Below are 21,712 nucleotides of genomic sequence, written 5' to 3'. Positions count from 1 at the left end.
CCTCTCTCGGACCTCAGTCGCAGGCGATGACGTCGACGGTACGCCGCGATGTCGTATCCTGAGATCGGCATCTCACCATGTGATCACGCTAGATGGGCATCGGGCAGTACACCGTCAGTGCCTCGGGCAGTTTGTCGATCAGCAACTCCGTCCCGCTGTGCGCCACTTCACCGTCGAAGGCGTAGGGGGTGCCCGGTGTGAGCCCTGCGAGCCGGACCCTGCGGCGCCGTACGGCCGCGTGGACGGGTGACCGGGTCAGAGGTCCGGCCACAGCCGCGGCGAGCAGTCGGAGGCCGGGGGTGCGGCCGCCGTGCACCACGCGGACGTCCAGCAGCCCGTCGGCCAGGTTGTGGCGGCGGCCCGGGGCCGGACCCACCCGCTGGAACAGTCCGTTGCCCACGAACAGGAGCCACAGGGGGCGCCGCCGGCCCTGGAGTTCGGCGGTCAGGGGGCGTGAGCCGCGCAGGGCCTCGCCGGCCGCCAGCACCCCGGCGGGCCAGCCGCCGATCCTGGGCGCCCACCGCTCCCGGGTCCGCACGAGCTCCGGGTACACGCCCAGGCTGAAGGCGTTGAGGAAGTAGCCGGGAGCCCCGTCCGGTCCCTGCGGCCCGGGCCGGAAGCGGCCCAGGTCGACCCGGACCGCGTCGCCCGCGGTGAGGGCCCGCACGGTGTCCTGCACGGTCTCGATGCCGAGGTCGTAGGCGAAGTGGTTGAGGGTCCCGCCGGGGAACACGGCGAGCGGCACGCTGTGGGTCGCGGCCACGGCCGCCGCCATGTTGACCGTTCCGTCGCCCCCGCAGACACCGAGGGCCTTGCCCTGGCGTGCCGCCTTCTCCAGGCACCCCTGCAGATCGGCGGGTGCGCACTCCACCGTCTCCGCGAGCGGCAGTGCGTCGCGGATCAGGGCCGCCGCGTTGGTCGCCGAGCCGGACTCGCGGTTGACGACCACCACCAGGTCCTTGCCCGCGGCCAGTGCCGGGGCTTCCGTCGGGGGGCGGCCCGGAGCCGGCAGCTGTCCCCGGGTCGGTACGACACCCCGCAGTGCGAACGCGGCACCGACGCCGAGTGCGGCACCGGCCACCACATCGCTCGGATAGTGGACCCCGGTGTAGACGCGGGATGCGGCCACGGCGGCGGCCACGGGGGCGACGACCGCACCCCAGCCCTTCGACTCCAGCGCGACCCCCGTCGCGAAGGCCGCCGCGGACGCCGCGTGACCCGACGGGAAGGAGGTGGTGAACGGCTGGCGCTTCAGCTGCCTCATGACCGGGACCATGTCCAGTATCGGGCGCTCCCTGCGTACCGCCTGCTTGCCCACGGTGTTGATCGCCGCCGAGGCGACGGCCAGCGAGGCGACCCCGCGCAGGGCCGCCCTGCGCGACCGCGCACTGGAGCCCAGCGCCGCCATGCCCGCGGCGGCTCCGAACCACAGCAGCCCGTGATTGGCGCTGCGGCTCAGCCGGGGCAGCACGGCGTCGGCGCCGGGCCAGTGTCTTTCGGCCACACCCCGGAATGCGGCGACATCGCGTTGCAGGAACCGGGCGCGCCAGTAACCGGGGGAGGAGGGACTGCTGTGTGTCGACATGGGACAGCGAATACCCTGCGACCGGATGGTGAACCAGGAGGCGCGCGCGGCGTGCTCCGTCACACACCGGTCGAACCAGTCGAACGGGATGAAGTATGACGAATTGCCGTCGTCCTTCCCGATCCGTCGTGCCCAGGGCGTTGCCCGGACAAGATCCGGCCCGTTAGCCTGCGTTCGTGATTCCGGTCATTGGCCGGAGTGTCGAACGAGATTGGCGGGCGATCATGGGGCGACTCGTCCCTGCGGTGACCAGGGCGCTGGATGTTCTCGAACTCTTCCTCCAGGGCGAGGGGACCCTCTCCGCCCCCGAGGTCACCCGCAAGCTCCAACTGCCGCGGACCACCGTCCACGAACTGCTCACCACGCTCGCCGCACGGTCCTATCTGGTCACGGTCCCGGAACAGCCGGGCCGCTACCGGCTGGGTGTGCGCACCTACCAGCTCGGCAGCCGTTACGCCGAACAGCTCGACCTCGCAGCCGAGGGGCAGCAGGTGGCCCGTGAGGTCGCCGAGACCTGCGGCGAGACGGTCCACGTGGCGATCCTGGAGGACACCGAGGTCATCTACATCGCCAAGGTCGACTCCACGCACGCCGTGCGCATGGTCTCCGCCGCGGGCCGCAAACTGCCCGCCCACTGCACGTCCGTCGGCAAGCTGCTGCTCGCCGCACTCCCGGAGGCGGAGCTCGACGCCCGTCTGGACGGACGAGAGCTCATCGCCATGACCGACAACAGCCTCACCGACGCCGTGGAGCTTCGGGCCGCGCTCGCCGTCGTCCGCAAGCGCGGGATAGCGGTCGAGCACCGGGAGTCGAACCCGGACGTGAGCTGTGTGGCCGCCCCCGTACGGGACCGGTCCGGACGGGTCGTCGCCGCGCTCTCCATCTCCGTGCCGGTGATCCGCTGGAGCGAGGAGCGCGAGGCGGAACTCGCGCAGCTCGCGGCGGGCGGCGCGGACGCGCTGTCCGGGCGGCTGGGACACCACCGGGGCCAGATGTGAGGCCGGCCCCGGAGGTTGCGGTGCGCGAGACCGCCGAGCTCGGTGAGGGCCCCACCTGGGACCCGGCCGTGGGACGGCTGATCTGGGTCGACATCCTCTCCGCCCGTGTGCACACCTACGACCCGTCGACCGGCCGCCGCACCGTCATGGCCACCGGCCAGCACGTCGGGGCCGCGAAACCGAGGAAGGACGGCGGCCTCGTGGTCGCGCTGCGGGACGGAATCGGAATGTACGGCGCCGACGGTGCCTTCTCCTGGCTGGTCCACGACCCGGTCCCCGGTCGGCGTGGAAACGACGCCGCCGTCGCGCCGGACGGCTCGCTCTGGGCGGGCACGATGCGGTACGACGAGGCCGAGGGGGGCGGCACCCTGTCCCGGATCGCCCCGGACGGCAGGGTGAGCCCCGTCCTCGACGCGGTGACGGTCAGCAACGGCACCGGATGGAGCCCGGACGGCCGGCTCATGTACTACATCGACACCCCCACGCGCCGCATCGACGTCTTCGACGTGGACGGTGAGCGTGTCCTGAACCGGCGCCCCTTCGTCGGCGTCGAACACGGTCCCGGATGGCCCGACGGGCTGACGGTGGACGCAGAGGGCTGTGTGTGGGTCGCCTTCTGGGACGGTGCGGCGATCCGGCGCTACACCCCCGACGGCCGGCCGGACCTGGTCGTGGACCTGCCGGTCCGCAGGCCCACGGCGTGCGCGTTCGGCGGGTCGGGGCTCCGCGACCTCTACGTGTCCACCGCCCGGACCGGCCTGGACGCCCCCCACCCGCTCTCGGGCTCCCTGCTGGTGCTCCCGGACCTGGGCCAGGGGCTGCCGGGGACGCCGTTCGCGGCGTGAGCCGGCGGGCCGCCCGAGTACGTGTCGGGGCGGGTGCCGGAGTACGTATTTCTGTCGCCCTCCGGCGCCGGTCCGGGGGCGGAAGGCGGGGAACCTCCGTATAAAGGGGCCTGAGAGCGACTCAGGCGGAGGGAGGCCCCGGGATGCACTGGAGCGAGCGGGAGCCGCCCCGCCCCCTCGGCGAGGACCACGGACCCGTCCGGTACGGGCCGCCCGCACCCGACCCCGGTCTCCCCGTGCTGCCCGAGCTGGCCGCCGTACTGGCCGCTTCGGCCGCGCGGACGCGGCCCGAGCCACCCGGTGGCGGAACGATCCTGCGTGAGGCTGCCTGCGCCTACTGGGAGCGACGCGGCCTGCACGGCGGGCCCGGGGACGTCGCCGCGGCCCCGGGCGTCCAGTCACTCGTGCTCGCGCTGATCGCCGCGTACGGGGGCGATGTGCTCATGCCCCGGCCGTGCCCCGCCACATGGATGCCCCAGGCACGGCTGCTGGGCCGGCCCGCCTACCACGTACCGACGCCCGCCGAGTGCGGCGGCATCCCCGACCCGTACGCACTGCTGGAGACGGTACGCAGGGTCCGTGCCGAGGGGGGCCGCCCCCGACTGCTCCTGATCTCCGTGGCCGACGACCCGACCGCGACCCTCGCCCCGCCCGAACTGGTCCGCGAGGCCTGCGAGGCCGCCGTCTCCGAAGGGCTGCACATCGTCAGCGACGAGACCTGGCGGGACACCCTCCACCGGCCCCACGACACCGTCATGCTCAGCCCCGCGGAGATGTGCCCCGACGACGTCACCGTCGTGTCCGACCTCGCCGGAGCGCTCACCCCGTCGGCCTGGCCGGTCGCCGTCGCGCGTTTCCCGGCCACCGCACGTGCCTCGGCGCGCCGCGCCCGGGTCCTCGACATCCTCACAGCGCTCGGCGCCCTCGTCGCCGAGCCGGTGGCCGGGGCCGCCGCCCACGCCCTGCACGAACCCGACGCCGTCACGGAGAGGATCCGGCAGGCGGCACGCCTCCAGGCCCAGGTCGCCTCCGCCGCACACCGCGCGGTGCTCACCGTGGGCGCCCTCGCCAGGCCGCCGCAGGCCGGCCGTCATCTCTACGCCGACCTCGGCCCGCTGCGCACACGGCTCGCCGCGCGGGGCGTCACGGACTCCATGGAGCTCGAGGACTACCTGACGAAACGTATCGGCGCCCCCGCTCCCGGCGGACACCGCTTCGGGGACGAACTGGGAGCGCTGCGCGTGCGGCTGAGCACCGGACCACTGCTCGGCTCAACCCCGGAGCAGCAGACGGAGTCCCTCACTGCGGTGGAGCCCTTGAAATTGCCGCACGTCGCCCGGGCGCTGAGCATTTTCGCAGCAGCCCTCGATGAACTCCGATGACAGGAGCCTCTCGATGACGGAACAGACCGAGCGCCCGTTCGCCGGAACCGGCCCCGCGCCCGTCGGCCGTCCCGTCGCCGCTCCGCGCCGTCTCGGCGAGCTCCGGACCTGGCCCCGCAGCTTCGCGGACCGGCTCACCGCTCCGCTCCCGGGTGTCAGGGGCATGACCCGTCTGGCCAGGGAGCGCGCCATGCGGCCCAACGCCGAGGGTCTCCGGGGCATCCACCGGCTGCCGTACGCCCCCCAGCCACTGCCCGAGGCGGGCCCCGGCACGATGGCCGTCACCTGGGCAGGACACGCCAGCTGGGTGGTCCGCATCGGCGGGCTCACCGTCCTCACCGACCCGGTCTGGTCGCGGCGCATCCTGGGCACCCCGGCCCGGATCACCCCCGCAGGAGTGCGCTGGGAGGAACTGCCACCCGTCGACGCGGTCCTGATCAGCCACAACCACTACGACCACCTGGACGCGCCCACGCTGCGCAGGCTCCCCAGGGACACCCCGCTGCTGGTGCCCGCGGGTCTCGGCCGCTGGTGCCGCCGCCGACGCTTCACCTGCGTCACCGAACTCGACTGGTGGGAATCGGTGGAGCTGGGGGGCGTCCGGTTCGACTTCGTGCCCTCCCACCACTGGTCCAAGCGCACCCTCCTGGACACCTGCCGGTCCCTGTGGGGCGGCTGGGTGATCGATGACGGGGGCGGGCGCCGGCTCTACTTCGCGGGGGACACCGGCTACGGCCACTGGTTCAAGGAGATCGGCCGCCGCTACCCGGACCTGGACCTGGCCATGCTGCCCATCGGCGCGTACGAACCGCGCTGGTGGCTCTCGGACGTGCACACCGACCCCGAGGAGGCCGTGCAGGCGTACGCGGACCTCGGCGCCCGGGCCATGGCGCCGATGCACTGGGCGACGTTCCTGCTCTCCGCCGAACCGGTGCTCGAACCACTGACCCGGCTCCGCACGGCCTGGCAGCAGGCCGGATACCCGCGGGGTGACCTCTGGGACCTGCCGGTCGGCGGCTCACGTGTCCTGGAGAACTGAGGTGCCACCCGGCCGCACCGCCGGCTCCTCAGTCGGCCGTGCGGGCCCTCAGCCGCCGCCAGAGCGCGGGGGTCCCGCTGATCAGCAGCGTCAGCACGACCGCAGCGAGCACGCCCTCCCACGGCTCCGGGAACAGCGAACCGCCCAGGATCCCGATCAGCTGATACGTCGCAGCCCAGGCCAGACACGCCGGTACGTCTCCGCGGGCGAACTGCCGCAGCGGCATCCGGCCGAGCAGACAGGCCAGCATCACGGGTATCCGCCCGGCCGGCACCAGCCGGGACAGCACCAGGACCATCGTGTCGTGGTCGTCCAGCTTCCGCTGCGCCTGCGCGAGCCGCTCCGGAGCGGCCCTGCTGGTGATCGCCTCCAGCCACTTCGAACCGTGCTCCGAGCGCACCCCCCGCTGTCCCAGCCAGTACAGGCATATGTCCCCGAGGAACGCCGCACCCGACGCCACGGCGAACACCACGAGCAGGGCGAACGGTGACGTCTGGTGCAGCGTCACGACGGCCGCCGTACTCACCAGCGCCCCCGTCGGAATCACCGGCACCAGCGACCCCAACGCCACCAGCAGGAACAACGTCGGGTAGCCGACGGCCTGCTGCGTCGACTCCGTCGGCAGCTGCCCCAGCACTTCATCGATCACCTACGGGCCTCCGGCCTCACATGCTCGCCGTGCCCCAGCCGGTGCACCGCCACCTCCGGTGCGAGCAGGGACGCCTGCCGCACGAATTCGTCACCCGGCGCGTGGAACTCGTGAGGCCGGACCCCGTCCATCCCGATCGGCCAGTACGTGCCGTAGTGCACCGGCACCGCGGACCGCGGCCCCAGCAGGGTCAGCACCTGCGCGGCACGCGCCGCGTCCAGATGGTGGTGGCCCAGGTTCGGCCCCCAGCCGCCGACCGGGAGCAGCGCCACGTCCACCGGCCCCACCGCGTCGGCCATGGTGTCGAAGAGCCCGGTGTCCCCGGCGAAATAGGTGCGGGCCTCGCCCTCGACGACGTATCCGAGAGCGGGCACCCTGTGCGGGCCGACCGGGAAACGGCGTCCGTCGTGAAGGGCGGGGACCGCGCGGACCAGGACCTCGCCGACCCGCACCGTGTCCCCGGCGGCGACCTCCGAGATCCGCAGCCCGCGCATCCGGCGCAGCAGGCGCAGGCCCGGGACGGCCCCGACGGCACCGCGGGGCACGATCAGCAGGCTGCCGGGGGCGAGGCGGGCCAGGGAGGGGAGATGCAGATGGTCGGAGTGCAGGTGGGAGATCAGTACGGCGTCGGCGACCGAGGCCTGCGCCGGCGGGACCTCGCCCCGTCGGCGGCGCAGATGCGCGAAGCGCCGCGCGAACAGCGGGTCGGTCAGCACCCGGACCCCGGAGTCCTCGATCGTGCAGGTGGCATGACCCCACCAGGTGACCTCCACCGCCCCGCCTCCTCGTCCGTGCCCACGACAACGCCGTACGCGTACGAGGGTAGGCGGTCCGCGCCCCTCCCACGCCGGAGTGCTCCTTCGCGCCGGACGCGGCACGGAACCGAGCGGCTACGGAGGGCTACCTCGCGGGTAGGGTTGTCACCTGCATCCGAGCTCGGGGGGACCGGTTCATGGGCGACGTCGTCGCGGACGTACGGGTGGCGGCCATCGCCAGCCTCACACCGCTGGAAGAGCTCGACGGTGACCCGTTCCTCGTCGACACCCGCAGCCAGCACGCCATGTGCGCACGCTGGGCGGCGGAACACGGATACGTCGTCACGCGGCAGCTCCGTGTCTACGGGCTGCGCCCCGATCACCAGGCCCTCTGGACGGACGTCGAGAGCGGACAGGTCGACCTGTTCGTCGCCCCGAACGACCGGGTGCTGGCGCGGGCACTCGTCTCGGTGCCGGACTTCGAGGACGAGTGCGAGCGCCGTGGTGTGCGCTTCGAGTTCGCCGGCCTCGAAGAGCCCGTCTACACCGCCCGCAGCAAGGCCAGCGTCCACCGCAGGCTCTCCATGCCGACCGCAGGATACGACGGCTGCTGAGCCCCGCGGACGGCCCGGGGCCCCACAAGGCTCCCGGCGGGCTATGACAGGCTTGACGCGGATCCATGACGCACACCGGGTCCGGACGTGAGGTGGAACGGCGTGAATGACGGGCGATGGCGTAAGGCGGGGGGAGCCCTCGTACGGGTGATCTCGGTGTGGGCCGTCTCCACGCTCACCATGCTGGCACTGGCGGGAATCCTGCCGGACTTCCAGCTCCAGGCCGACGACGGTGACACGGTCACCAGGACCGCCTTCACCGCGGCCTGGGGCGCCGGCGCGTTCGGCCTGCTCTCCGCCCTGGTGTGGCCGGTACTCGTCAGGGCGCTGCTCATCGTGCCCGCCCTGGTGCTGGGAGCCCTGGTCTTCTTCCTCAACGGATCGCTGCTGCTGATAGCCCTGCGGCTCATCCCCGACGGGCGCGGCGACGCCAACCCGGAGACCGCGGTCGTCGTGGCGGCCGTGATGTCCGCCGTCGCCTCCGCCACCTCCACCGCCCTCGCGGTCCGTGACGACGACGCCTACCGGCGCCGGCTCTCCCGGCTCGCCGACCGGCGCCGCAGACGCAGCGGCATGCCACGGAGCGCGGACGGAGGGCGCGGCGGACCTCCCGGCATCGTGTTCGTCCAGCTCGACGGTGTCGGCCACGACGTACTCGAACAGGCGGCGGCGGCCGGTGTCATGCCGACCGTCGCCGGCCTGCTCGCCGACGATGCGGGCCACCGGCTCACCCCGTGGAGAACCGACTGGTCCAGCCAGACCGGCGCCAGCCAGCTCGGCATCCTGCACGGAAGCAACTTCGACGTCCCGGCCTTCCGCTGGTTCGAGAAGGAGACCGGCACCGTCATGGTCTCCAGCAGACCGGCGAGCGCCCTCGAACTGCAGCGCAGAGCCATAGCCCGCACCCATGACGGCGGCCTGCTCACCGTCGACGGCGCGAGCCGGGGCAACCTCTTCAGCGGCGGCGCGGAGGAGCTGGCCCTGGTCCTGTCGATGGCCGCCAGGCTCGGCAAGGGGCGCGGCTCGCGCGCCGGCTACTTCGCCTACTTCTCCGACCCCGCCAACGCCGTCCGTACGGCCCTGTCCTTCGTCGCCGAGGTCGCCCGCGAGATCGGCCAGTCCGTCCGGGCCCGGGTGCGGAAGGAGTCCCCCCGGGTCAAGCGCGGTGGGCTGTACCCCTTCATCAGGGCGTTCGCGACCGTCGTCGAACGCGATGTGGTCGTCGCCGCCGTGATCGGCGACATGTTCGCGGGACGCACCGCGGTCTACGCCGACCTGGTCGCCTACGACGAGGTGGCCCACCACTCCGGGCCGCACAGCCGCGACGCGGAGAAGGTCCTGAAGCGGCTCGACCGCTCGCTGGGCCTCATGCTGAAGATCGCGGACCACACCCCCCGCGCCTACCGGATCGTGCTGCTGTCGGACCACGGCCAGAGCCCGGGGGAGACCTTCGCGGGACGGTACGGTCTCACGCTCAAGGACCTCGTACGGGCCGGCTGCGGGCTGCCCGTACCCCGCAGGGCGCAACGCACCCGCAGCGCCTCCGAGGCCCGCGACGCCGTGCGCATCGCGCTGCACAGACCGGTCGTCGGGGAGCAGGAGGCGCAGCACCCCGCCAAGCCCTCCGACCCGGTCGTGCTCGCCTCCGGAAACCTCGGGCTGCTGTCGTTCCCCGACATCGAGGGGCGGGCCTCGCGCGAGCAGCTCGACCGCCGCTACCCCGCGCTGCTCGGCACCCTCGCCGCCCATCCGGGGATCGGCTTCCTGCTCGTACGCAGCCAGAAGCACGGATCGGTGGTGCTCGGGCGGGGCGGGGCCGAGATCCCGGTGGCGGAGCTGAGGGACGGGGACGGACCGATCGCGGCCTTCGGGCCCGGTGCGGCGGACGCGGTACGGCGGACCGACGGCTTTCCGCACGTCGCGGACGTGATGGTCAATTCGATGTACGACCCCGAGTCCGGCCGTGTCCACGCCTTCGAGGAGCAGATCGGTTCGCACGGAGGGCTGGGCGGCGAACAGTCGCGGCCGTTCCTGCTCTGGCCGCGGACGCTGACCGACCCGCTCGACGCGGTGGCGGCCGACACCCCGCGGGACGCGACGCCGGACGCCACTGCGGGGGTGCCCGCTCCCGGACCCGCCGGCTCTGTCGCTCCGGCGGGGCCGGCCGGTCCCGTCGTCGGGGCGGAGGCGGTGCACCGGGTGCTGGCGCGCTGGCTCAGGGAGCTCTCCGGCCCCCAGGTACCGCTGCGGCAGGAGGGCTTCACAGGGGCGGACCCGGTGGACGAGCCGTTCCCCGACGAGCCGCCCGCCGACGGACCGGTCGGGGGACCGCGCGGGCCGGTCGGCTCCGGATCCCCGGGCAGCCGGTCCGGGGAGGGGGCCGAGGGGCCGGTCCACGCGCTGCGCCCTCAACCGCCCGTCCCGGATCCCGGTGACACCGTGCCGGGCGCGCGGGGATGAAGGATCAGGCGCTCTCGCGCCGGACCAGGGTCGGATGGAACACCACGGACGGCGCGGGGCCGTCGGCCGGGCTGCCGATCTGTTTCAGGAGGAGCCGCGCCATCTCGGCCGCCATCTCCTCCACCGGCTGACGCACGGTCGTGAGCGGCGGATCGCAGGCCACCGCCGCGGTGCTGTCGTCGAAACCCACCACGGCCACGTCGCCGGGCACGTCCCTGCCGGCCCGCAGCAGCACGGGCAGCGCGCCCTGGGCCATCAGGTCCGAGGCGATGAACACCGCGTCCAGACCGGGACGTTCACGCAGCAGCTGCCGCATCGCCGCCGCACCGCCCGCGTGGGTGAAGCCCCCTTCGGCTGTCACCACGTCCCCGATGCCGTGCTGCTCCAGCGCGTCCAGGAAACCCGTCAGACGCACCTGGCCGGCAGGCATGTCCTGCGGGCCCGCGATCGTCCCGATGTTCCGTCGCCCCAGGGCCGCCAGGTGGTCCGCCGCCATCTGGGCCCCGGCCCGCTGGTCCGCCTCGACGTAGGTGAGGGGCGACGGGTTGCGGGGCCGGCCGGCCAGTACGGCCGGCAGCCGGGTGTCGTGGAGCAGGGCGGGCAGCGGGTCGTCGGCGTGCGAGGAGATCAGCACCACTCCGTCGACGTGCCCCTGGCGCAGGTACGACAGGAGCTGATTGCGCGACGTCTCGTCGTCGGACAGCATCAGCACCATCTGGATCCCGGCGGGGCGCAGTACGTCCATCAGCCCGGCGACCACACGCCCGAAGTGGGGGTCGGAGAACATCCTGCCGATGAACGGCTCGGAGACCGGGCGCCGTTCGCGCTCAGACACGACCAGCGCGACCGAATCCGTCCGGCGGGTCACCAGGGAACGCGCAGCCCGGTTGGGGACGTAGCCCGTCGTGGCCACCGCCTCCTCCACGACCCGTCGCAGCGCCGGGTCGACCGTGGTCGCACCGTTGATGACACGGGACACTGTCGCCCGGGAGACGCCCGCCACCGCGGCCACGTCCTCCAGGGTGGCGGGGCGTACGGGCGGTTGGACATCGGCAGTCATGCAGTCTTTATACCGGGTGATCCTCCGGGCATGCGAAGGGTTCCGGCACGTCAGCGGCCTTGCCCGCGCACAGCGACGTCAGGGCCGCCAGCTGTTTCCCGCGTGCGGCGACGAGCTCCCGGGCGCGCGTCGTGGCCCGCGTCCCGCTGCCGGCCGCCGTCTCCGAGCGTGAGACCTGTTCCGACTGGCGCAGATGTTCGCGGATCTGCGACACGAGCAGGCGGTCGAAGGAGGCGCCCCCGGCCGCGCGGGCGGTCCTGAGATCCGCCGCCGTCACCATGCCGGGCATGTCGTGTCCCTCGTGCAGATCGGTGTCCGGCAGTCCCATCCGTGTCCGCAGCCGCCGCAGTTCCGCCAGTTCGGTGGCCTGGTCGCTCCGCAGCCGGGCGGCCCAGGCCCGCAGCCGCGGGCCGGTGGCCTTCCGCGACGCCATGTCCAGCAGGGCGACAGCCTGTTCGTCCATCGGGATCATCAGCTGGACCCACGCGGAGTCGGTCGGATCGGCGGACGGACCGGGAGCGGCAGCCGTGCGGGACGGCACGGTTCCCGATTCCGCCGCCCGTCCCTCCTGCCGGGCGCACCCGGTCAGGACGGTGAGCAGGAGGAGCAGTGCTGCGACAGGACGAGCGGGCATGGGCGGGGTCCTTGCGCGGAGGTGCCTGCCCGGGCCGGAAGGACCCGGACAGGCACCGATGGGCGGGGGACGGACGAGCGGTCAGGGTGTGCCGTCGGCACCGCACTTGATGATGGCGTTGATGCAGTCACGCACCCGTTGTGCCATCTCCGCCTCCGGCCACACGTTGAAGAAGTCACCGTGCATCGTGTAGCCACGACCCGAAGCCAGCCGTAACCGTGCCGGGTCGCCGTTGACGGGGTAGCGCAGGACCTGGCGCAGTTTGGGCACCGGAACGGGGTGGGTCGACGGGCAGGCGCCGCCCACCGGATAGGCCATGTGGCTCTTGTGGTCGGCCGAGTCGAGATCCCGGCCGTTCCAGCACTGCGGGAAGTCCAGGTAGCTCTCCATCATCGAGCCCGCCGGACAGTTGACGAAGTCGTGGGACGGGTCGACCTCGCCGTGGTGCAGGCAGGACCAGCGCGAGATCGTGTTGTCGTCGGGGCCGGTCGCCTTCGCGTTGCCCGCGACGATCCGGAGTCCGCGCGGGAACGGCTTGATCGTCCTGATGATGTCGTCCCGCACGCCTTCGCCGAGGTAGTAGAAGGTGGTGCCGGTCGGCTCCACCTCCTTGTCGCCGTCGTACAGCGTGGGGACCCAGTACGAGGAGAGGTCGGTCCTGGGCGCGCAGCTGGTGCCGGCCTTCTCCAACGAGGCCAGGTCGGAATGGGCGTTGGTGGAGTCGTTGCCGAAGAAGCTGTGCATGTGCGAGGCGCCGGGCAGACCGGGCAGCACGATCGGGTCGTCCGGAGCCCGGTGGGTGTAGGGACACTCCGCGAGGAATTCGGCGACCCTGACCACGTCGGCGACGGCCGCCGGTGCCGACGGGGCGGTCCGGTCCCCTGCCGCGTTGCCGGTGGTGGCCTGGACGAGGGACAGAGCCAGTGCGGCGGCGGCCAGCCCGGCGACGCGGTAGCGCCACGGGGGCAGGTTCCTGCGTCCGTGGTGTTGCTTCGTACGTCTGCGTAGGAAGAGCACGGCACTCCTGTTCCGAGGAAGTGGGGATTCCTCTGACCGGGGCCCGGCCAGGGGAGAGAGCGCTCTCTCATGGAACGTAGAAGCGTGACGCAGGCATGTCAATACATTGCGCTGAAGCCCCATTTGGCTTGCATTTGAACGAAGTTGACACGCCTGATCATGGGAGAGCGCTCTCTCGTCGCTGGCTCCCGATGGCGGTGGGAGGGCGTTGTCAGTGGTGGACGGCAGGATGGTGCCCATGACGACGAACACAGCTGGTCCGCTCGCCGACACCGCCGCCTACGCAGCTGCGGTGGAAGAGGCCGAGCGCGCCGCAGCCGCGTACTACACCGCAGGTGAGAGCGCGCTCGACGACGATGCGTACGACCGGCTGGTGCGGGCGATCGCGGCCTACGAGGAGGAGCACCCGCAGGAGGTGCTGGACGCCTCGCCGACGGGGAAGGTCGCCGGCGGCGCGGCCTCGGGGGACGTGCCGCACACCGTGCCGATGCTCTCGCTCGACAACGTGTTCTCCGCCGAGCAGTTCGTCACCTGGACCGCTTCCGTCGAGCGGCGTATCGGCCGGCCCGTCGCGGCCTGGAGCGTGGAGCCCAAGCTCGACGGTCTGGCCGTGGCCGCGCGCTACCGCCTGGGCCGGCTCGAGCAGTTGATCACCCGGGGCGACGGGACGGCCGGCGAGGACGTCTCCCACGCGATCGGGACGGTGCTCGGCCTGCCCGAGCGGCTGGGCGCTCCCGCCACGCTGGAGATACGCGGCGAGATCCTCATGACCAACGAGCAGTTCGAGACGGCGAACACGGTGCGCACGGAGCACGGCGCCGCCCCCTTCGCCAACCCGCGCAACGGCGCGGCCGGCACCCTGCGCGCCAAGGACCGCCCCTACCGCGTGGAGATGACCTTCTTCGCGTACGGCGCGCTCGCGCTGCCGGATTCCGGCGAACTGACGGACACCCTGGCCGAACTCCCGCACAGCGAGGTCCTGGAGTACGTCGCAGGGATCGGCGTGCACACCGCCGCGGACACCGCGGTCGCCCCGCGCACCGTGACCACGGTCGAGGAGGTCCAGGCGGGGGTGGAGGACATCGCCTCGCTGCGCGCCTCGCTGCCCTTCGGTATCGACGGCATCGTGATCAAGGCGGACCTGGCGGCCGACCAGCGTGACGCGGGCTCCGGGACGCGCGCGCCGCGCTGGGCCATCGCGTACAAGCTCCCGGCCGTGGAGAAGGTCACCCGGCTTCTGGGGGTCGAGTGGAATGTCGGCAGGACCGGCATCATCGCGCCGCGCGCCGTGCTGGAGCCCGTCGAGATCGACGGGTCGACCGTCAGCTACGCCACGCTGCACAACCCCGCCGACATCACGCGCCGGGACCTGCGCCTGGGCGATCACGTGATGGTCTACAAGGCGGGCGACATCATCCCCCGCATCGAAGCGCCCGTGGCGCACCTGCGGACGGGCGAGGAACAGCCGATCGAGTTCCCCGAGGCATGTCCCCGGTGCGGTTCCGAGATCGATGCGAGCGAGCAGCGCTGGCGCTGCACCCGGGGCCGTGACTGTCGCCTGGTCGCCTCCATCTCCTACGCGGCAGGCCGTGACCAGCTGGACATCGAGGGGCTCGGCGCCACGCGCGTCGTCCAGCTCGTCGACGCCGGCCTCGTCCAGGACTTCGCCGATCTCTTCACGCTGGAGCGCGAACAGCTGCTCTCGCTGGAGAGGATGGGGGAGACCTCGACCGACAACCTGCTCGCGGCCATCCGGACCGCCGCGAGCCGTCCCCTGTCGAGGGTCTTCTGTGCGCTCGGCGTGCGTGGCACGGGGCGTTCCATGTCCCGCCGGATCGCCCGCCACTTCGCCTCGATGGACCGGATCGTCGCCGCCGACGCCGACGCGCTGCAGCAGGTCGACGGCATCGGGACGGAGAAGGCGGCCGCGGTCGTCAGGGAACTGGAGGAGCTCGCTCCGCTGATCGCCAAGCTGGTGGCCGCCGGGGTCAACATGACGGAGCCCGGTGCCACTCCGCCGCCGGAGCCCGGGGCCGCGCAGGAGGGCGACGCCGAGGACTCCGCGACGACCGGGCTGCCGCTCGCCGGCATGACGGTCGTGGTCACCGGAGCCATGACCGGGGCCCTGGAGAAGCTCTCGCGCAACGAGATGAACGAGCTGATCGAGCGGGCCGGAGGGAAGTCCTCCTCCAGCGTCTCCAAGCGCACGAGTCTGCTCGTCGCCGGGGAGAAGGCGGGATCCAAGCGGACCAAGGCCGAGGATCTCGGAGTGCGGATAGCGGCGCCCGAGGAATTCGCCGAGCTCGTCGAGGCGTATCTCGCTGTGGAGGTGTGAGAGCTCTCGCTGTGGAGGTGTGACAGCCGCTCATCGGCTCGCACCCTTGAATTGTCGAGGCGGTGGCCTTTTCGTGCCTTGTATTGCATAGTGAGGGTTCGATCTGACCTCGCTATCAGCGGGCCGGTGCGTGCCGGTCCGCTGTGGCGGCAGACCTGAGGACGAGGGCCGATGCGTACTTCACGTGACGGGCGGCGAGGCCGGCCGGTCCTCCGGCGGCAGGACGCACATGCCGCCCGCGCCGCCGGCCGGCCCGGTCCCGCCAAGGGGCTGGCCATCGACCTGGGCAGCTCCGGAATCCGCGCCTGGGTCGCGGGTCAGGGGCTCGTCACCGGCGGACCGGCCGGCTGGGAGCACAGTGCCACGCGGCCGGTCCGACGAGGCCGCATCGTCGACGCGGAGACATGCGCCGGGCTGCTCGGACGTCTTGCCGACGTCGCGTTGGGCGCCGACCGTGAGGGCGGCGTCGTGGTGCTCAGCCATCCGGTCCTGGCCGGACAGGAACACCGGGCGACGGCGAGGGAACTCGTCGCGTCCCTCGGGGTGTCCCGTGCGGTGGTCCTCAACAGTGCCAGTGCCGCGGCCGGGTGCACCGGCGATCCGGCCGGCGGCCCGGTGCTCGTCGTCGACATGGGTGCCGAACTGACCGAAGTCGCCCTGCTCGTCGACGGAACGGTCGTCGACGCCCGTCAGGTCGACGCGGGCCTCAGCGACCTCGACCCGGGGTCGGTGCCCGCCGAACTCGTCGGAAACGTCATCGATATGATCACGTCCATGTGGCGTGAGGACCGGCACGGAGCGGTACGCGGAGCACTGCGCCGCGGGCCGGTGCTCACCGGTGGCGGCGCGCTCCGCCATGATGTCACCGACCGGATCACGGGCCGCCTCGGTGTGCCGGTGCGCATCGCCCCCGACCCGTCGACCGCTGTCGTGCGGGGCGCCGCCCTGTTCCTGGACTCCGTCCTGTGCCCCGCCGCCGCAGGCGCGGTGTCCGTCCGCCCGGTCCGGCTGAGGTGAGCCCCCTCCCGGGGGCACCCCGGGGGAACGCGCCCCCGACGGGGCCGCACGACACAGCACCGCACGACATGGCACCGCACCGCACATCGCGGCACCGCACGACGTCCCACCAGGTGCGGCACATCCTCGCGGCATTGCTCCTCGGTGTCCTGGCACTTCTCGGCGGCACGCCCGCGACGGCCGCGAACGCACTTCCGGTACCGGGGCACAGCGGCGGACACCCCGTCGGCTCCGCGGCGTACTCCGCCGGCCCCGTGGGGCACGGCGCAGGTACCGCCGTCCCTCGCGGTGACCCCGCGGCGGACGGCTCCGGTCCTACCGGCTCCGCCGCGCACACCGCCGGCCTCGTCGTCCACGCCTCGGGGCCGGACGCAGCCGTCCGGTCCGACGATCCCGCCCGGTGGGCGGAGGCCGGCCCCCTGCCGGGGCCCCGTGCGGGCGCCGACCGCCCGCACGCTCCGCAGCACCTCCCCCCGCCCGGCCACGGCGCCCTGCCGCCGCGCCCGCAGAACCTGCTTCCGCCCCGCGGCTCCGCTCCGGGAGCCGCGGGTGCGAACCCCTTCCTCGTCGCACGGGCCCGGGCGGCGCTGCCCGGTGTGCGGGGCCCTCCTGGGGTGACGGCCGGTCAGCCGGCCCGTCACCGGTCCTGTTCCGCAGACCTGTCGTCGCGCCCCTCCCCCTGAGGCACGGGCGGACGACGCCCACTCGAGGGGATACCCATGACTCGCGCCACCACGGTGCGAGCGGTTCTGGCTGCCGCCGTTCTGCTCGTGTCCGTGTTCATCACCCTGACCCAGTCACCCAGACTCGGCCTCGACCTCCAGGGCGGCACCCGGATGGTGCTGCAGGCCAAGGACTCCGCCACCGCGACGGCGGACCGGGAGAGCACCGACCGCACCCTGGAGGTGCTGCGGCAGCGCATCGACTCACTCGGCGTCGCCGAGCCGACCCTGACCCGCTCGGGTGAGGACCGGATCATCGTCGAGCTGCCCGACGTCCAGGACCCGAGGCAGGCCGCCGACGTCATCGGCCGGACGGCCCAGCTCGGTTTCCACCCGGTCCAGGGCCCCGGTACGGAGGGCGACGACGCGCAGGAGACGCTGTCCGACGAACAGGGCGGCCTCCTCGCGCTCGGCCCGGTGCAGCTCTCCGGCGCCGGGGTCAAGGACGCCACCGCCGAGTTCGACGCCCAGCAGGGCACGGGCTGGGCGGTCTCGCTCGACTTCCACAAGGACGCGGGCCGGGAGTGGAAGCGGCTCACCGGCGACGCCGCCTGCCACCCCGCCGGCGACGAACGGCGCCGCGTCGCGATCGTCCTCGACGGAAAGGTCATCTCCTCACCCCAGGTCGATCCGTCGATCGCCTGCGAGGCCGGACTGCCCTCCGGTTCCACCCGGATCACCGGCTCGTTCAGTGCCGAGGAAGCACAGGACCTCGCCCTGCTCATCAAGGGCGGCGCGCTCCCCGTGCCCGTCGAGATCGTCGAACAGCGGACCGTCGGACCGACGCTCGGCGCCGCCGCCATCGACGCGAGTGCCCGGGCCGCTCTCATCGGCGCCGCGGCCACCGCCCTCTTCATCACCCTCATGTACCGGCTCTTCGGCGCCCTCGCCGCGGTGGCGCTGGCGGCGTACGGCGTGATCTCCTACGCCGTCCTCGTCGCGCTGGGGGTCACCCTGACCCTGCCGGGTCTCGCCGGCTTCGTCCTCGCCATCGGGATGGCGGTCGACGCCAACGTCCTTGTCTTCGAACGGGCGCGCGAAGAGTACGCGGACCGTGGCCGCGGTTCGCTGCGCTCCGCGATGACCGCCGGTTTCCGGGGCGCCTGGAGTGCCGTCGCCGACTCCAACGTCACCACGCTGATCGCCGCCGCGCTGCTCTTCTTCCTCGGCTCGGGGCCGGTCAAGGGCTTCGGGGTCACGCTCGCCATCGGCGTCCTGGTCTCGATGTTCTCCGCGCTCGTCATCGCCCGCGCCCTCACCGAGATCGCGGCGGGGTCCCGGTTCGTCAGCGACTACCGCGGTGTGAACGGCATCGCCCGGCCGGGCCGTGTCCGCACGTGGCTGAACAAACGCGAGCCCCAGCTGTTCAGGTCGCCGCGCCGCTGGCTGCTGACCTCCACCGCGCTCGTCCTCGTCGCCGTGACCGGCATCCTCGTGCGGGGTGTCGACCTTGGTGTCGAATTCACCGGCGGGCGGCTCGTGGAGTACTCGACGAGCCGCCCCGTCGACGTCGAGACCGCCCGGGACGCGATCGCGGCCGCGGGGTTCGACGACGCCGAGGTCACCACCGCGGGCGAGCAGGACCTCTCCGTACGCACCGGGCAGCTGGACAACGACGGGGAGCACGCACTGAGAGCCGCGCTGGCCGAGGAGGGCGGTGCGACGGAGAAGGTACGCGACGAGCTGATCGGGCCCAGCCTCGGCGACGAACTGCGGCGCAACGCCCTGATCGCCCTGGGCGTGGCCGTGTTCGTGCAACTCGCCTACCTCGCGGCACGGTTCCGCTGGACGTTCGCCGTCTCCTCGGTCGGGGCCCTGGTGCACGACGTCATCATCCTGATCGGCGCCTTCGCCTGGCTCGGACGGCCCGTCGACGGGATCTTCCTGGCGGCCCTGCTCACCGTCATCGGCTACTCCGTCAACGACTCGGTGGTGGTCTTCGACCGGGTACGTGAGCTGTGGGCCAGGAACCGGCGCACACCGGTCGCCGACATCGCCAACCGGGCCGTCCTGCAGACGGTCCCGCGCACCGTCAACACGGGGATGGGCGCCCTGTTCATCCTGGTGGCCCTCGCCGTGCTGGGCGGGGACTCCCTCGCGGACTTCGCGCTCGCCCTCCTCATCGGCATCTGCGTGGGCACCTATTCCTCGGTGATGACCGCCGTGCCGGGGGCGCTCCTTCTGGAGAGGAGCAGCAAGGCTCCGCCGCCGGCGCGTAAGCGGGCACCCGGCCGCAGGACCGGAGCCGGACGCGAGCGCCGGGATCCCGCCGACAACGGCGCGCGCGTGTAGGGCCGGCGCCCGGCGTGCCGGGCGGGGCCGATGCGGTCCCGCCCGGCGCGTACGGCCGGCAGTGGCGGCGGGCTGCGGCACAATCCCGACCACAACGAGTGATCGGAGTGTGCCGCTCATGTCCGTCGTGCTGCGTGAGGCCCGGGACACGCTGGTACCCGACATGAAGGGACCGCAGGGGCCCCTGCCACCGGTGCTGCTCGCCCTGACCGTGGTCACCGGCCTGGTCGACGCGTTCAGTTATCTGCTCCTCGGTCAGGTCTTCGTGGCCAACATGACGGGCAACGTCGTCTTCATGGGCTTCGCCCTCGCCGGCGCACCGGGCTTCTCGACGCTCGCCTCGGCCGTGGCGCTCGCGTCGTTCGCGGCCGGGGCGCTGGCCGGCGGCGTCACGGTGCACCTGGCGAGGGCGCACAGGGGCCGGCAACTGCAGCACGCGCTGCTCGTCCAGACGGCCTTCGTCGTCGCCGCCCTGGCCGTCACACTGATCTCGGGCGCGCCGTACACCGGGGGCGTCCGTTTCGCACTCATCGTGCTGCTGGGCGTCGGACTCGGCGTGCAGAACGCCGCCGCCCTGGCCCTGGGAGTTCCCGACCTGACCACGACCGTGCTGACGCGCACCCTCACCGGTGCCGTGGCCGAAAGCACGCTCGCCCGGGGGCCGGGCAGCCGGGCGGGACGCCGTGTGCTCTCCGCCGCGGCCATGCTGACCGGCGCCTTCGTCGGTGCGCTGGCCGCGCTGCACGTGCACCCGGCGCTGCCCCTGCTGATCGCCGTGGTCCTGCTGGCGGTCGCGGTCGCGGCTGTCACCCTGTTGTCCCGGAGCGACGCCCCCTGGACGCGGCCGTCCACCGGGAGGTGAGCGGCGCGGGCGGCAGAGCGGTGCTCTCCCGCGCGAGGTCCGTGTCAGGCGCGACAGCCGACGCACCCGGACCGTAACGTCCACCTGCATCGACGTTCATCCGCATCGACGTCCATGTGTACCCACGTCACCTTGCACCGACGTCACCTTGTACCGACGTCCGCCAGCGCCGCCGACCGTACCGACACGCCTCAGGAGCCGCCGTATGCCCGCCGAACCCCTGTCCGCCCAAGACGTCGAGGCCGGGTTGCGCGAACTGCCCGGGTGGCAGCTGGAAGGGGACCGGATCACCCGTACATACCGGCTGCCCTCCCACTTCGCCGCCGCCGGGCTGACTGTCCACGTCGCCCGGATCCAGGACGAGCTCAACCACCACTCGGACCTGACCCTGGGCTACAACACCGTGGCCCTCGCCGTGCACACCCATGACGCGGGCGGCGCCGTCACCCGCAAGGACCTCGCGCTGGCCGCGCGCGTCGAGGCCGTCGCCGCCGGACACGGGGCGCAGTAGCCGGATCCGCTCGAACGAACTCCGGGAACACGACTGCGCCCCCACCGCGCGGATGCGGTGGAGGCGCGGTCGTCGGAGCGGTGCGGGGCGGCTCAGGCGCCTACCTCGGCCGGGTCGGAGCCGATGCGCTTGCCCTCGTCGAGCGCGGCGAACGCGGCCAGGTCGTCGGCGTCCAGCTCGAAGCCGAAGACGTCGATGTTCTCCGCGATCCGGGACGGCGTCACGGACTTGGGGATGACCACGTGACCGGTCTGGAGGTGCCAGCGGAGCACTGCCTGGGCCGGGGTCCGGCCGTGCTTCTGCGCGACGGCGACCACCGTCGGGACCTCCAGGAGGCCCTTGCCCGAGCCGAGCGGCGACCAGGCCTCGGTGACGATGCCGTGCTCGGCGTGGAAGGCGCGGGACGTGGCCTGCTGGAACTGCGGGTGCAGCTCGATCTGGTTGACCGCCGGGACGACGGACGTCTCACCGAGCAGGCGCTCCAGATGCTCCGGGTTGAAGTTGGACACGCCGATGGCCTTCGCCCGGCCGTCGGCGAGGATCCGCTCGAAGGCCTTGTACGTGTCGACGTAGGCGTCCTTGGCCGGAACCGGCCAGTGGATGAGGTACAGGTCGACGTAGTCCAGGCCCAGCTTGTCCAGCGACGCGTCGAAGGCGCGCAGCGTCGAGTCGTGGCCCTGCTCGCTGTTCCACAGCTTCGTGGTGACGAACAGTTCCTCGCGGGCCACACCGGACGTGGCGATCGCCTTGCCGGTGCCCGACTCGTTGCCGTAGATGGCAGCGGTGTCGATGCTGCGGTACCCGGCCTCCAGGGCCGTGGTCACGGCGGTCGTGGCCTCGTCGTCCGGCACCTGCCAGACACCGAAGCCGAGCTGCGGCATCTCGAGACCGTTGTTGAGCGTGATGGTGGGGACCTGGCTCACGAGCAGTCGATC

19 protein-coding genes are annotated in these 21,712 nt (G+C 72.7%); 12 read left to right on the top strand and 7 right to left on the bottom strand.

Translation table 11 applies throughout. The features are described from left to right. Positions 1–88 precede the first annotated feature (88 nt). Positions 89–1,585 (bottom strand): bifunctional phosphatase PAP2/diacylglycerol kinase family protein, encoded by a 1,497-nt coding sequence (locus P8A20_RS04670; protein ID WP_306102920.1) that lies wholly within the window; start codon positions 1,583–1,585, stop codon positions 89–91. Between the two features lie 224 nt (positions 1,586–1,809). Here P8A20_RS04670 and P8A20_RS04665 point away from each other — a divergent pair, with 224 nt between their 5' ends. The 4 genes from P8A20_RS04665 (at position 1,810) to P8A20_RS04650 (ending at position 5,849) form a co-directional block, all read left to right on the top strand. Further along, positions 1,810–2,583 carry an IclR family transcriptional regulator gene (locus P8A20_RS04665; protein WP_147960246.1) on the top strand — a complete coding sequence of 258 codons (774 nt, stop codon included), beginning with the start codon at positions 1,810–1,812 and terminating at the stop codon, positions 2,581–2,583. 20 nt (positions 2,584–2,603) lie between these two features. Next, positions 2,604–3,428 carry an SMP-30/gluconolactonase/LRE family protein gene (locus P8A20_RS04660; RefSeq protein WP_371934386.1) on the top strand — a complete coding sequence of 275 codons (825 nt, stop codon included), beginning with the start codon at positions 2,604–2,606 and terminating at the stop codon, positions 3,426–3,428. A gap of 143 nt (positions 3,429–3,571) precedes the next feature. Beyond that, positions 3,572–4,810, top strand: coding sequence for an aminotransferase class I/II-fold pyridoxal phosphate-dependent enzyme (locus tag P8A20_RS04655; protein ID WP_306102918.1), 1,239 nt, complete (start codon positions 3,572–3,574; stop codon positions 4,808–4,810). 13 nt (positions 4,811–4,823) lie between these two features. Then, positions 4,824–5,849 (top strand): MBL fold metallo-hydrolase, encoded by a 1,026-nt coding sequence (locus P8A20_RS04650; RefSeq protein ID WP_147960249.1) that lies wholly within the window; start codon positions 4,824–4,826, stop codon positions 5,847–5,849. Between the two features lie 28 nt (positions 5,850–5,877). Here the strand turns inward: P8A20_RS04650 and P8A20_RS04645 are convergent, their stop codons facing one another. Together P8A20_RS04645 and P8A20_RS04640 are read right to left on the bottom strand one after the other, a co-directional pair. Next, the gene (locus P8A20_RS04645; RefSeq protein WP_147960250.1) at positions 5,878–6,498 is read right to left on the bottom strand and encodes a DedA family protein; all 621 of its coding nucleotides are present in this window, start codon (positions 6,496–6,498) and stop codon (positions 5,878–5,880) included. Beyond that, entirely contained in the window at positions 6,495–7,271 is a 777-nt protein-coding gene (locus P8A20_RS04640) for an MBL fold metallo-hydrolase (protein WP_147960251.1), read from the bottom strand. The genes P8A20_RS04645 and P8A20_RS04640 overlap by 4 nt, the downstream gene beginning before the upstream one ends. Positions 7,272–7,450: 179 nt before the next feature. Between P8A20_RS04640 and P8A20_RS04635 the strand changes: the two genes are divergently transcribed. Together P8A20_RS04635 and P8A20_RS04630 are read left to right on the top strand one after the other, a co-directional pair. After that, the gene (locus tag P8A20_RS04635; RefSeq protein ID WP_147960252.1) at positions 7,451–7,867 is read left to right on the top strand and encodes a recombinase family protein; all 417 of its coding nucleotides are present in this window, start codon (positions 7,451–7,453) and stop codon (positions 7,865–7,867) included. A 102-nt stretch (positions 7,868–7,969) separates the two neighbouring features. Further along, positions 7,970–10,327, top strand: coding sequence for a phage holin family protein (locus P8A20_RS04630; RefSeq protein ID WP_147960253.1), 2,358 nt, complete (start codon positions 7,970–7,972; stop codon positions 10,325–10,327). 4 nt (positions 10,328–10,331) lie between these two features. Here the strand turns inward: P8A20_RS04630 and P8A20_RS04625 are convergent, their stop codons facing one another. From P8A20_RS04625 to P8A20_RS04615, 3 genes are all read right to left on the bottom strand, one after another. Continuing rightward, complete coding sequence (locus P8A20_RS04625; protein ID WP_147960254.1) at positions 10,332–11,387, bottom strand: LacI family DNA-binding transcriptional regulator; 1,056 nt, start codon at positions 11,385–11,387, stop codon at positions 10,332–10,334. A gap of 7 nt (positions 11,388–11,394) precedes the next feature. Further along, the gene (locus P8A20_RS04620) at positions 11,395–12,021 is read right to left on the bottom strand and encodes a DUF305 domain-containing protein (RefSeq protein WP_306102917.1); all 627 of its coding nucleotides are present in this window, start codon (positions 12,019–12,021) and stop codon (positions 11,395–11,397) included. An 81-nt stretch (positions 12,022–12,102) separates the two neighbouring features. Beyond that, entirely contained in the window at positions 12,103–13,038 is a 936-nt protein-coding gene (locus tag P8A20_RS04615) for a DUF1996 domain-containing protein (protein WP_306102916.1), read from the bottom strand. 238 nt (positions 13,039–13,276) lie between these two features. Between P8A20_RS04615 and ligA the strand changes: the two genes are divergently transcribed. From ligA to P8A20_RS04585, 6 genes are all read left to right on the top strand, one after another. Next, complete coding sequence (gene ligA, locus P8A20_RS04610; RefSeq protein ID WP_306102915.1) at positions 13,277–15,373, top strand: NAD-dependent DNA ligase LigA; 2,097 nt, start codon at positions 13,277–13,279, stop codon at positions 15,371–15,373. 171 nt (positions 15,374–15,544) lie between these two features. After that, positions 15,545–16,390: a rod shape-determining protein gene (locus P8A20_RS04605; RefSeq protein ID WP_147960257.1), complete on the top strand. Its 846-nt coding sequence runs from the start codon at positions 15,545–15,547 to the stop codon at positions 16,388–16,390. A 68-nt stretch (positions 16,391–16,458) separates the two neighbouring features. Then, entirely contained in the window at positions 16,459–17,073 is a 615-nt protein-coding gene (locus P8A20_RS04600; protein ID WP_306102914.1) for a hypothetical protein, read from the top strand. 36 nt (positions 17,074–17,109) lie between these two features. After that, on the top strand, positions 17,110–19,404 hold the full coding sequence (gene secD, locus P8A20_RS04595) for a protein translocase subunit SecD (RefSeq protein ID WP_306102913.1): 2,295 nt from the start codon (positions 17,110–17,112) through the stop codon (positions 19,402–19,404). 118 nt (positions 19,405–19,522) lie between these two features. Then, positions 19,523–20,266 (top strand): YoaK family protein, encoded by a 744-nt coding sequence (locus P8A20_RS04590; RefSeq protein ID WP_306102912.1) that lies wholly within the window; start codon positions 19,523–19,525, stop codon positions 20,264–20,266. A gap of 205 nt (positions 20,267–20,471) precedes the next feature. Continuing rightward, positions 20,472–20,777, top strand: a complete 306-nt coding sequence (locus P8A20_RS04585) for a 4a-hydroxytetrahydrobiopterin dehydratase (RefSeq protein ID WP_147960260.1) — start codon at positions 20,472–20,474, stop codon at positions 20,775–20,777. 92 nt (positions 20,778–20,869) lie between these two features. On the opposite strand, the gene P8A20_RS04580 is transcribed toward P8A20_RS04585, so the two are convergent. Then, entirely contained in the window at positions 20,870–21,700 is an 831-nt protein-coding gene (locus P8A20_RS04580; protein ID WP_147960261.1) for an aldo/keto reductase, read from the bottom strand. Positions 21,701–21,712: the final 12 nt, after the last annotated feature.

It is taken from the genome of Streptomyces sp. Alt3, from assembly GCF_030719215.1.
GTDB classification, from domain to species: domain Bacteria; phylum Actinomycetota; class Actinomycetes; order Streptomycetales; family Streptomycetaceae; genus Streptomyces; species Streptomyces glycanivorans.
This window is presented reverse-complemented; position numbering and strand designations above follow the sequence as displayed.

Excerpts from the sequence above, each read along its gene's own strand:
- P8A20_RS04670 (WP_306102920.1), bottom strand. The coding sequence starts at position 1,585 with ATGTCGACACACAGCAGTCCCTCCTCCCCCGGTTACTGGCGCGCCCGG.
- P8A20_RS04665 (WP_147960246.1), top strand. The coding sequence starts at position 1,810 with ATGGGGCGACTCGTCCCTGCGGTGACCAGGGCGCTGGATGTTCTCGAA.
- P8A20_RS04655 (WP_306102918.1), top strand. The coding sequence starts at position 3,572 with ATGCACTGGAGCGAGCGGGAGCCGCCCCGCCCCCTCGGCGAGGACCAC.
- P8A20_RS04650 (WP_147960249.1), top strand. The coding sequence starts at position 4,824 with ATGACGGAACAGACCGAGCGCCCGTTCGCCGGAACCGGCCCCGCGCCC.
- P8A20_RS04635 (WP_147960252.1), top strand. The coding sequence starts at position 7,451 with ATGGGCGACGTCGTCGCGGACGTACGGGTGGCGGCCATCGCCAGCCTC.
- P8A20_RS04625 (WP_147960254.1), bottom strand. The coding sequence starts at position 11,387 with ATGACTGCCGATGTCCAACCGCCCGTACGCCCCGCCACCCTGGAGGAC.
- P8A20_RS04620 (WP_306102917.1), bottom strand. The coding sequence starts at position 12,021 with ATGCCCGCTCGTCCTGTCGCAGCACTGCTCCTCCTGCTCACCGTCCTG.
- ligA (WP_306102915.1), top strand. The coding sequence starts at position 13,277 with ATGACGACGAACACAGCTGGTCCGCTCGCCGACACCGCCGCCTACGCA.
- P8A20_RS04605 (WP_147960257.1), top strand. The coding sequence starts at position 15,545 with ATGCGTACTTCACGTGACGGGCGGCGAGGCCGGCCGGTCCTCCGGCGG.
- P8A20_RS04600 (WP_306102914.1), top strand. The coding sequence starts at position 16,459 with ATGGCACCGCACCGCACATCGCGGCACCGCACGACGTCCCACCAGGTG.
- secD (WP_306102913.1), top strand. The coding sequence starts at position 17,110 with ATGACTCGCGCCACCACGGTGCGAGCGGTTCTGGCTGCCGCCGTTCTG.
- P8A20_RS04590 (WP_306102912.1), top strand. The coding sequence starts at position 19,523 with ATGTCCGTCGTGCTGCGTGAGGCCCGGGACACGCTGGTACCCGACATG.
- P8A20_RS04585 (WP_147960260.1), top strand. The coding sequence starts at position 20,472 with ATGCCCGCCGAACCCCTGTCCGCCCAAGACGTCGAGGCCGGGTTGCGC.